The sequence below is a fragment of the Haliea sp. genome, assembly GCF_040222615.1.
In the GTDB taxonomy this organism is placed as follows: domain Bacteria; phylum Pseudomonadota; class Gammaproteobacteria; order Pseudomonadales; family Halieaceae; genus Haliea.
Map to the genome: position 1 here is coordinate 1 of NZ_JAVKCQ010000134.1, position 10,483 is coordinate 10,483.

The following is a 10,483-nucleotide window of genomic DNA, read 5'->3' on the forward strand; positions in this document are numbered from 1 at the left end:
GCTGCTGACCGCCCTGTGGGTGATGCCGGTCTATGCCTGGGTGCTGCTGGCCTCGGCAGCTGCCAGGCGCTCGCCCTTCATGCTGGCGCTGGCGCCGGTGCTGGGGCTGGGGCTGCTGGAGGCAATACTGTTCGGCAGCAACCATTTTGGCGCGGCGCTGATGAACCATATGCCCCATTACAACAGCGGCCGCAGTGCGGTGGGTTTCTACCTGTTTGGCCCCGACTGGGCCAATCTGGACTATCTGGGACTGGTCCTGGGGCTGCTGCTGGCGGGCGTGCTGCTGGCGGCGACGGTGTGGCTGCGGCGCAATCGCTGGGAAATCTAGTTGCATCACTCGCGTGAATAGTAAAGATACTTTCTATTTATTTCAATTATAGTGCTGGGCTCTCTAAACTGGGCGCCATCCTGTCCTGAACCAGCCGAGGCCTCCCCCATGTCAAACTACCTGCAAGACGTTGAATCCTTCGCCGCCCTGCGCTCAGCGCAAAACGGTACCTGGAACAATATCAACCCCGAGTACGCGGCCCGCATGAAGCGCCAGAATCGCTTCCGCACCGGGCTCGACATCGCCCGCTACACCGCCGGCATCATGCGCAAGGACATGGCCGAGTACGATGCCGACTCCTCCAGCTACACCCAGTCCCTGGGCTGCTGGCACGGCTTTATCGGCCAGCAGAAGCTGATCGCTATCAAGAAGCACCACGGCACCACCAGCAAGCGTTACCTGTACCTCTCGGGTTGGATGATCGCCGCCCTGCGCAGCGAATTCGGACCGCTGCCGGACCAGTCCATGCACGAGAAAACCACTGTGCCCCAGCTGATCGAGGAGCTGTACACTTTCCTGCGCCAGGCGGATGCCCGCGAGCTGGGACACCTGTTCCACGATCTCGACGCCGCCCGCGCCGCCGGCGACCAGGTCAAGGAAAAGGCCCTGCTCAACGCCATCGACAACTACGAGACCCACGTGGTGCCGATCATTGCCGACATTGACGCCGGCTTCGGCAACGAGGAAGCCACCTATCTGCTGGCGAAAAAGATGATCGAGGCCGGTGCCTGCGCCATCCAGGTTGAAAACCAGGTCTCCGATGCCAAGCAGTGTGGCCATCAGGACGGCAAGGTCACCGTCCCCCACGAAGACTTTCTGGCCAAGATCAACGCCATTCGCTACGCCTTCCTCGAGCTGGGGGTGGACGACGGTGTGATCGTTGCCCGCACCGACTCCCTCGGCGCCGGCCTGACCCAGAAGATCCCGGTATCCCGCGACGCGGGCGACCTCGCGCACATGTACAACGCGTTCCTCGAGACGGAAGTCGTGGAAAGCGCCAGCGACGTTCGCGAGGGCGATGTGGTGATCAAGCAGGACGGCAAGCTGGTGCGCCCGGTGCGCCTGGCGAACGGTCTCTACCGCTTCAAGGAAGGCACCGGGGAGGCTCGCTGCGTGCTGGACTCCATCACCAGCCTGCAGCACGGCGCCGACCTGCTGTGGATCGAAACCGAGAAGCCCCATGTCGGCCAGATCGGTGCCATGGTCAACGAGATCCGCAAGGTGGTTCCCAACGCCAAGCTGGTCTACAACAACTCGCCGTCCTTCAACTGGACCCTGAACTTCCGCCAGCAGGTGTTCGACGCCTGGAGCGCGGAGGGCCGGGACCTGTCCGCCTACGACCGCGAGAAGCTGATGAGCGTCGACTTCGACGGCACCGAGCTGGCGCTGGAAGCGGACCGTCGCATCCAGACCTTCCAGGCGGACGCCGCCCGCGATGCGGGGATCTTCCACCACCTGATCACCCTGCCGACCTACCATACCGCGGCGCTGTCCACGGACAATCTGGCCAAGGGTTACTTCGGCGAGGAAGGGATGCTGGCCTACGTTCAGGGCGTGCAGCGCAAGGAGATCCGCCAGGGTATCGCCTGCGTCAAGCACCAGGACATGGCGGGTTCCAACATGGGCGACGACCACAAGGAGTACTTTGCCGGTGAAGGCGCGCTCAAGGCCGGTGGCAAGGACAACACCATGAACCAGTTCGGCTAGGGACGGCGGACACTGGCGAGCAGGGCGGCTTCGGCCGCCCTTTTTTGTTCCGGCTCAGTCCGCGCCGAAGGGGGCGTCCACCGAGTGCGCCGGCTGGGTAAACCAGCGCGGCCCTGCCGCGGTCATGTAGAAGTGATCTTCGTGGCGTACGCCGAAGGCGCCCGGCACACAGATCATGGGCTCATTGCTGAAGCACATGCCCGCGGCCAGCGGTGTGCTGTTGCCGCGCACCAGGTAGGGCCATTCGTGGATGTCCAGGCCGATGCCGTGGCCGGTGCGGTGGGGTAGTCCGGGCAGGTCATAGTCGGGACTGAGACCCGCCGCCGCCAGCACTGCGCGGGCGGCATCGTCGACGCTGCCGCAGGGCGCGCCGATCTGCGCCGCGGCAAAGGCCGCCTGCTGGGCCGCCTGTTCCAGGTTCCAGATTTCCCGCTGCTGCGGCGTCGGCTCGCCAAAGACATAACTGCGGGTAATGTCCGAGATATAGCTGTGGAGCTGGCAGCCGGTGTCGATCAGTACCATGTCGCCCTCATCCAGGGTCTTGGGCCGGGCTACTCCGTGGGGAAAGGCGCTGTCGGCGCCGAACAGCACGATGCAGAAGTAGGAGCCCGCCGGGGCGCCAACCTTGCGGTGCGCCGCGTCGATGAATGCGCTCACCTCGCCGGTACTGATACCCGGGCGGAGGATGCGTGCGGTTGCCCGGTGGACCTCAAGGGTCATGTCCTTGGCGCGCTGCATCAGGGCCAGTTCCGCAGGGGACTTGTGCATGCGGCAGCCGGCGGTGACCGGAGTGGCGCTGCGGAACCGGCAGTTCGGGGCGGCCTGCTGCAGGCCGTCGGCCAGGAAGAAGGGCGCGGACTCGTCTACGCCGACCTCCCGGACGCCGGTGTCTGCCAGCAGCCTGGCGCAGAGCTGGTAGGGGCTCTCGTGCTCCTCCCAGCAATGTACCTCGCCGGGGACCCGCAGAAACCCCTGCAGGGTGCCCAGCTCGAACGCGGGGGCAACATAGATCGGGTCACCGCTGGCGGGTACCAGCGCCCCCACCAGGCGCTCGCTGGCGGACCAGCGGGTGCCGGTGAAGTAGTAGAGATTGGTGCCGGCGTTCAGGTAGATCGCGTCCAGCCCGTTGGCCCGCATCAGCGCCTGGGCCCGGGTCAGGCGGGCGGCAAATTCGGCGTCCGCGATGGGGGTGGCACCGGCAGTCATGTCCTGCAGTCGGGCGAGTTCGGTAGCGGCATCGGAGCCGCCTATGCCGTGGGTCATGGGTGTCCTCGTTGGCGTAGGAGTGGCGGTCGTTTATCCTGACCGCCGGAGCAAGCAGATGATAACTGCAGGAGCTGCAGGGGGAAAGCAAGATGCGGTGGACAGATATTGATCAGCAGCTGTGCTCGGTCGCGCGGGCGCTGTCGGTGGTGGGAGAGCGCTGGACGCTGTTGATCCTGCGGGATGCCTTTCTCGGAACCCGCCGGTTTGAGCAGTTCCAGCACAACCTGGGCATCACCCGACACCGGCTCTCCGAGCGTCTCGGCAAGCTGGTGGAGCAGGGTGTTCTGGTGAAGGTGCCGTACTGCGAGCGCCCGCTGCGCCACGAGTATCGCCTGACCCGCAAGGGGCTGGGGCTGTACCCGGTGCTGATGAGCCTGGCGCGCTGGGGCGACGACTGGATGGCCGACGATACGGGCGTGCCGCTGGAGTATGTGCACCGGGGCTGCGGCAAACTGACCCAGCCAGTACTGGCCTGCAGCGAGTGCGGTGAACCGCTGCGCCCGGAAGGTGTGACCCCCCAGCCCGGACCGCCGCTGCAGGCGCTGGCCCGGGATCTGGCGCGCCAGGGCGAGAAGAACCTGTCGATACCGGCTCTCATCGGTCGTTCGCGGCCACCGGAATAGGGCCGTTGTTACAGAGAATTTCTATGAAAAAGTAACAGTGGGGGGAACTTTAACTTTCTCAGTGAGGGCGTAGACTGCGGCTATTACAACAACAGCCCTAGAGGGAGCCCGCAATGACTCAATTCAAAAAAACCATTCTCGCCGCCGCAGTGGTCGCCCTGGTGCCCTCGGTGTCCCATGCCCAGCTCGAAGAAGTCCTGGTGACGGCTACCAAGCGTGAAGCGTCCGCCCAGGACCTGCCGTTCTCCATCAACGCCCAGTCCGAGGCGGATATCCGCCGCACCGGGGCCACTAATCTGGAAGAGCTGTCGCGCAACGTCGCCGGCCTCGCGATCCAGAACCTGGGTCCGGGCCAGAGCCAGGTTTCCATCCGCGGTGTATCCGCCGGCCAGGTGGTGCGCGACCAGCCCGGTGTCAAGGAGCAGGTGGGCGTATATCTGGATGAAACAGTCATCTCCCTGTCCCTGTTCACCCCGGACCTCGACCTCTATGACCTGAATCGTGTGGAGACCCTGCGCGGGCCCCAGGGCACCCTGTTCGGCTCCGGTTCCGTGGGCGGTACCATCCGCTTCATCACCAACCAGCCCGATTTCGAAGAGCTCAGCGCCTCGGTAGAGGGCAACCTCAATACGGTGGAAGACGGTGACATGGGCGGCCACGTCAAGGGCATGGTGAACATTCCCCTGAACGACAAGGCGGCACTGCGCGTGGTTGGTTACGGCACCGAGTACGGCGGCTGGATTGACGCCCTGCGCGAAGGTGGCGGTGTCAGTGAGGACGTCAACAGCGGCGAGCGCTACGGCGGTCGCATCACCCTGGCACTGCAGCCGACCGATTACCTGACCATAACCCCGCGAGTCGTGTTCCAGAACATCGAGACCGACGGTTTCAACCGCGAGGAAGTCTACAACCTGTTCGCCAACCCGTTCACCACTACCCGCCCGGCGGTACAGTTGGGGGAGCGTCAGCAGTTCCTGCGTCTGGATGAGGCCTTCGAAGACGAGACCATGATAGCCGACCTGGTGGTCAACTGGAGCCTGGACGGTGTCGACGTGACCTACGCCGGCAGCTATGTGGACCGCGAGATTCTCGCCAGTCGCGATGCCAGCGCGCTCACCGGTTCGGTATCGGTGGACCTCGGGTTTCCGGAGGCGGCGGTATTGCTGCCCTCCAATCTCCAGGATACGACTGACCTCCAGCAGACCACCCATGAGCTGCGGCTGGCGTCGAATGCCGATGGCCCCCTGAACTGGGTGGTTGGTGCGTTTTACTCGGATGTAGAGCGCACCTACGCCCAGCGCCTGCCGACACCGGGCTACGATGCCGCGACCGATGCGGTGCTGGGCGCGGGTACTGCTGCCGCGGTCAGCAATGGCTACGGCCCCGATTCCCCCTACAACTCGGACCTGCCCTACGATATCGAGCAGACTGCGTTGTTTGGCGAGCTGAGCTATGACGTCACCGAGCGCCTGAACGTGACCCTGGGCGGCCGCTACTATGACTTCGAGGAAGAGCGCCGTTTCACCACCGGAGGCTTGTTCTCCAACGGTGATGACCAGGTGGACTCCACTTCCTCGGACGGCTTCAACCCGCGCCTGCTGGTCAGCTACGACGTCAGTGACGAGATTGCAGTCAACGCCCAGGCCTCCCAGGGCTTCCGTCTCGGCGGGGTAAACGATCCGCTCAACGTGCCCCTGTGCGATGCGGGCGACCTGCAGACTTTCGGTGCCTTCCAGGCCTACGACGACGAGTCCCTGTGGAACTACGAACTGGGTTTCAAGAGCGAGTTCGACAAGGTGCGCTTCAATGCGGCGATGTTCTACACCGACATTGAAGACCTGCAGGTCACCCTGGATGCGGGCTCCTGTTCCTCCCGGATCAGTTTCAACGTCCCCGAAGCTCATACCCTCGGTGTGGAGTGGGAGTTGGTGGCCTATCCAATGGAACTGCTGATGCTGACCTTCTCCGGCAGCTTGCTGGAGGCGGAGTTTGATTCCACCGTGACCGACAGCAACGGCAACGTGCTGGGCGGCGTGGAAGATGGCAACCGGCTGGCTTCGGTGCCCGAGTTCCAGATGGCAGCCTCCGCTACCTATACCTTCCCCGTGAACGCCTTCGGCTCCAACGAGATGTATGTCTCCGCCATGGTCCAGCATGTGGGTGACCGTTTTACCCAGCCCAGTGACCAGGTGGCGGGGGCAGGTAACTTTGTCTCCGGCCTGCCCTTCGGCGGCGCTACCGGCGCAGAAGTGACGGCGGTGGATCTGGAGCTGGACGCCTACGAGCAGGTGAACCTCAGCGCGGGTATCATCTGGGATACCTTCGAGACCGTGTTTTACGTCAACAATGTGACGGATGAAAACGCGCAGCTGTCTTTTGACCGCGAGCGTGGTGGTCGCGCCCGTCTGGCCTATCGCAACAACCAGCCACGGACCTTCGGCGTCACCCTGCGCAAGTTCTTCTGAGCCGGCGTGGTTTGCCGGAAAACCCGCCGCGGCAGCACCGCGGCGGGTTTTTTTGCGCCTGCGGAAACCCTGTTCGCTGCCGGCACTGTGCTTCCCTGCCCCGCCGGAGCACTACCCCGGTCGGAGCATTGCGCCCGCGCCCGGGATAGTGTTTGCTGTCAAAGATACCGGCTGGGTATTGGGTATGACTAACGAGGGCCGCAGGTGACAGGCAGGTACGTAGGCGGCGTTGATCGCGATGACGATTCATCGCCGGTGTCCTGGGTCGACCGCGACCAGGACCTGGCGCGCGTGCCTGTGTCCGCGAGGGAGGTGGCCGAACGGGGCTATGATCCGGACGCGTGGATGCCGGAACAGCCCGAACCGGAACCCGAACCGGAACCGGAACCGGAACCGGAACCAGAGCCAGAGCCAGAGCCAGAGCCAGAGCCTGAGCCAGAGCCAGAGCCAGAGCCAGAGCCGTACATCCCTGTCGCGCCGGCGACTGCTGCGACCGCTCCGGCCCAGCCGCTTCGCAGGCGTCGCTGGCCCTGGTATGTACTGGCGGTGGCGCTGCTGTTGTTGGCGGCAGGTTACTTTCTATCCTGGTTTCAGTACCGTGGGCTGGTCACGGAGTTCAGCGCGCTGAAGGTGCAGCAGGCAAGCGCTGTCAGGCGCGACGAGCTGCAGCAACAGCGGCGGATGGCCGATGACATTGCCGCAGGCAACGCCAGACTGGCCGGGGAACTGGCTGTACTGCAGGAGGAGAATCGCGAACTGGCGGCGATGATAGCCCAGATCGAAGATCTGCTGCAGAAACAGGCAGAACAGGCAGAACAGGCAGAGCAGGCAGAGCGGTCGGCAGCCAAGCCGGCTGTGCAGCAGGAGGCAGATCGCGAGCCCGGGGTCGCGGGCGCACTGGTCGCCGACACCGCCGCTGCTGGAGTACCGGCGCAGGGCGAGTGGTTCGTGAACTTTGGTTCCTACGTGCATCGCGGTGTCGCCGAGCGTTGGGCGGCACGGCTCGAGGTCGACCGGGGTAGTGTCGTCATCCAGCCGGCCACAGTGTCTGGCAAGGATCTGTTTCGAGTGCGGGTTGTAGGGCTGGAGTCGCAGCAACAGGCGCGTGCGCTGGCAGTGAAGCTGGAAGAGCGTTACGCGCTTGGGCGTCTGTGGGTTGGCCGCGGCGACTAGCGCGCGGTTGCGGTGGTGTCTTCCGGCGCCAATGCAGCCTGTAACCGTTCAAGGCGGCTGAGCAGCGCCCGGTTCGACGCCTGAATTTCTTCTACCTGCATGATCAACTGCTGCTGGGTATCTTCCAGGGCATACAATGCGGGCAGCGTGTTAGCGGGGTTCGTCTCTGGTTGGCGCAGCGCGCTAGCTGGTGACGGTGCGCTGACCGGGATCGCGGTGCTTGCGGCCATGGCAGTCGCAGCGACCGTGGGTTCCGTTGCCAGGAAACCGTGGCCCGCCGCGGCAGTAGTCACCAGTAAAGCGCCAAACAGCGTCCACGTCATCCAGCCGCGTACGGCGGGACGGGAATGGGTGCCGGGCGCGGGATGTCGCTGCCTGGGAGGCAGGACGGGTGCGCGTAAATCGCTGCGCAACCAGAGATTGCCGGCGGAAGTGACGGTCTTGCGGTTGCGGCGCCGTGTCAGACGCTGATGCATACGCGCCCTCGGCCCTGTGCCTTGGCGTGGTACAGGTGCGTATCGGCACGCTGCAGCAGCATTTTGTCATCGTCGCCGGGAAGGAGATCGGTCACGCCGATGCTCACCCGGGGCAGTACGCCATCGGCTCTCGCGGACAGTTCCACGGTTACCTGCTCCACCGTTTCGCGGATCTTGCGTGCAACATCAGCCGCGCCGCTGAGGCCTGTGCGGGGCAGAAGGATGGCGAATTCGTCGCCGCCGAGGCGGAACAGCAGGTCCGACTCCCGCAGGCAGGAACGGAAAGCCTCGGCCAACCGGCGCAGCACTTCGTCGCCCGCCAGGTGGCCCAGCTGGTCGTTGATATCCTTGAAGTGGTCTATATCGATGATCATGAGTGACAGGGCGCTGTCGTGGCGTTTCGCCAACAGGAGTTCCTGGCTCAGTCGCTCGTCCATCGCGCGCCGGTTGAGCAGGCCGGTCAGCCCGTCATGCATGGCCGTGCTATGCGCAAGGGTCATTTGCTGGGCGAGCCGCGCGGCGCGGGCCAGACCACCCAGTGCACGCTCCAGCAGCGTCAACTCGGGTTCGCTGTAGCGCTGGCGACGAGACAGGGTCACCGCGCCCAGCATGCTGCCGTCAATATTCAGTTGATAGAGCGCCCGGTGGTGCCGCATTTCGCCGAGCACAACTTCCTGTTCGTCGCCAGGGGCAGTAAAGCCGAGGCTGTCCGCCAGCCCGCAACGATTTGCCCAGCGGTGGAAGCGCTGCAGTACCGTATCCTGATCAGATTCACCGAGTAACAGATCAAACAGCTCGAGCAGTTGGTCGGCAGCATCGCGCTCACCCAGCGGTGAGGTGGCGGCAGCGGTGAGATCCGGCGCAAGATTGGCGGCGCGGTCGCTGACAAGGGTGAAGGGCGATCTTTCGGTCATGGCGTCTGTGCTCGAATAAAGGTCCGTCGAACAGGTATTAGCAAACACCGTGCCAATCAGTGATGGTGGAAATTTAATCGAAAATGAAAGCTTTTGGATGCTTTTAAGCGAAATAAGGCGGCATTGTTCAGAAGACTATGACCGACTGGCCGCTGCTGTCGGATGAACCGGCAAAGCGATGCCGGCAAGGAAGCCAATAAATTGACGCTTTCAGCGGTGCTGGTTCAGGCCTTGCCGAGGCTCTGGCTGTCGCTGGCACTGTCGGCCGTGCCGGTGCCTGAATAGAGGCGCGGGTTGCCGTCCTGCTGGCGCAGCACGCGCAGAGCGCTGCGGGTGTGCTCGGTGAGGCGCCCAATGAGCGTACCATTGCTGGCGTTGAGTTCCGCGCAGCGCTCTCCGAGGGCGATCAGGCGGGCTTGCAGGCGGCGATTTTCATCGGCGTTGTCGAGCGCATTGATGTGGGCGGACAGGGTTGCCGCGTCGGGCGGGAGTGGTCGCTGTTGTTGCAGGCTGGCAAGCTGCTTCAAGGCAGCGTCTTTGGCCCGGGTGCTGGCCTCGATGCGTTCGGCATCGCCGGCGCGCAGGGCCTGCTGTTCAGCGTCGAGGTGGGAGAGTACAGAGTCCAGGGCGGTGATTTCGGCGCGCAGTGCCATCGCCAGTTGTTCACCTGCGGTCACGTTCAGGACAGATCCTGCTCGGCCTGCAGCAGGTTGCTCACAATGCGCTCCAGGTCGACCTGATAGCTGCCGTCGCTAATGGCCGCACGCAGCTGTTCCACGCGCTCCATGTTGGCATCGGGTACGCTGGCCAGCTGGGTTTCCAGTTGCAGCATGTCCTCCGCCATGCGGGTGATGGTGACCGCGTCTGCCTCGATAACCGCCTTGCCAGCATTGGCCTGACTGCTGCGACCGGTCTGGTCCACAGTGCTTGTGCGTGCATCCCCGCCGGTGCGCGACGGTTTGATGTTGGCATTGTTGTCGATTGGGTCCATTTCGGTTCACACAGTCAGTGAGTGGCTGGCACCTGTGGGTGCCTCGAACAGGTTAGCGGCAGCCGGACGGAAAAGTTTAGCACAAGCGCAGTCTTGCCGTGTTCACGGGATGTGCACACTGCCGTCGGCGTTGACAATACCCTCGATGCGGCGCCCGGAAGCCAGATTGGTAACCAGCAGGCGGTCGCCCGCAGCGGCGTTGGCCATGGCGCGGCCCTGCATGGTGACCTGCAGGCCGTCACTGCCAGCGATCAGGGTCACGGTCTGGCCGCGGGAAATGAGCCGGGGCGGCCGCAGCTGGCTGTGCCGCAGGGTGGAACCCGCGGTGGCCGGGCGAATCAATTCCATGCCGATGGCCTGGCGTGGGTCCAGAATCACCGCATCGGTGGCGCTGGTGATGGTGCGCTCCACCATGCTCAGATCGCGCTCGGTGATAACAGTGCCGCGGGGCAGGTTGTCGGTGAGGACCGGGAGGGTGGCACGCGTACTGACATCCAGGCGTACGTACAGGGTCCAGGCGCTGGGCTGCGCGCAGCGCAC

The 10,483-nt window shown here is 64.1% G+C and carries 10 protein-coding genes and 1 pseudogene; 5 read left to right on the forward strand and 6 right to left on the reverse strand.

The annotated features are described in order from the left end of the window. A pseudogene (locus tag RJQ10_RS10790) lies at nucleotides 1-328 on the forward strand (hypothetical protein); the annotation flags it as partial. Nucleotides 329-436: 108 nt separating this feature from the next. Next, on the forward strand, nucleotides 437-2,035 hold the full coding sequence (locus tag RJQ10_RS10795) for an isocitrate lyase (RefSeq protein ID WP_350146443.1): 1,599 nt from the start codon (nucleotides 437-439) through the stop codon (nucleotides 2,033-2,035). A gap of 54 nt (nucleotides 2,036-2,089) precedes the next feature. Here RJQ10_RS10795 and RJQ10_RS10800 read toward each other — a convergent pair whose 3' ends face one another. Further along, nucleotides 2,090-3,298: a M24 family metallopeptidase gene (locus tag RJQ10_RS10800; RefSeq protein WP_350146445.1), complete on the reverse strand. Its 1,209-nt coding sequence runs from the start codon at nucleotides 3,296-3,298 to the stop codon at nucleotides 2,090-2,092. A gap of 92 nt (nucleotides 3,299-3,390) precedes the next feature. Here RJQ10_RS10800 and RJQ10_RS10805 point away from each other — a divergent pair, with 92 nt between their 5' ends. The 3 genes from RJQ10_RS10805 (at nucleotide 3,391) to RJQ10_RS10815 (ending at nucleotide 7,562) form a co-directional block, all read left to right on the forward strand. Continuing rightward, nucleotides 3,391-3,924 carry a winged helix-turn-helix transcriptional regulator gene (locus tag RJQ10_RS10805; RefSeq protein WP_350146447.1) on the forward strand — a complete coding sequence of 178 codons (534 nt, stop codon included), beginning with the start codon at nucleotides 3,391-3,393 and terminating at the stop codon, nucleotides 3,922-3,924. Between the two features lie 113 nt (nucleotides 3,925-4,037). After that, entirely contained in the window at nucleotides 4,038-6,389 is a 2,352-nt protein-coding gene (locus tag RJQ10_RS10810) for a TonB-dependent receptor (protein WP_350146449.1), read from the forward strand. 204 nt (nucleotides 6,390-6,593) lie between these two features. Next, entirely contained in the window at nucleotides 6,594-7,562 is a 969-nt protein-coding gene (locus RJQ10_RS10815) for an SPOR domain-containing protein (RefSeq protein WP_350146451.1), read from the forward strand. Here RJQ10_RS10815 and RJQ10_RS10820 read toward each other — a convergent pair. The 5 genes from RJQ10_RS10820 to flgA all read right to left on the reverse strand — a co-directional run. Further along, entirely contained in the window at nucleotides 7,559-8,038 is a 480-nt protein-coding gene (locus RJQ10_RS10820) for a hypothetical protein (RefSeq protein ID WP_350146453.1), read from the reverse strand. The genes RJQ10_RS10815 and RJQ10_RS10820 overlap by 4 nt on opposite strands. Continuing rightward, nucleotides 8,023-8,952 (reverse strand): GGDEF domain-containing protein, encoded by a 930-nt coding sequence (locus RJQ10_RS10825; protein WP_350146455.1) that lies wholly within the window; start codon nucleotides 8,950-8,952, stop codon nucleotides 8,023-8,025. Before RJQ10_RS10825 ends, RJQ10_RS10820 begins: the two co-directional genes overlap by 16 nt. Before the next feature lie 224 nt (nucleotides 8,953-9,176). Beyond that, on the reverse strand, nucleotides 9,177-9,629 hold the full coding sequence (locus RJQ10_RS10830) for a flagellar protein FlgN (RefSeq protein WP_350146457.1): 453 nt from the start codon (nucleotides 9,627-9,629) through the stop codon (nucleotides 9,177-9,179). 2 nt (nucleotides 9,630-9,631) lie between these two features. Next, nucleotides 9,632-9,943: a flagellar biosynthesis anti-sigma factor FlgM gene (gene flgM / locus RJQ10_RS10835; RefSeq protein ID WP_350146459.1), complete on the reverse strand. Its 312-nt coding sequence runs from the start codon at nucleotides 9,941-9,943 to the stop codon at nucleotides 9,632-9,634. A gap of 102 nt (nucleotides 9,944-10,045) precedes the next feature. Beyond that, nucleotides 10,046-10,483 (reverse strand): flagellar basal body P-ring formation chaperone FlgA (gene flgA / locus RJQ10_RS10840; RefSeq protein WP_350146461.1); only part of this gene is annotated, 438 nt, incomplete at its 5' end.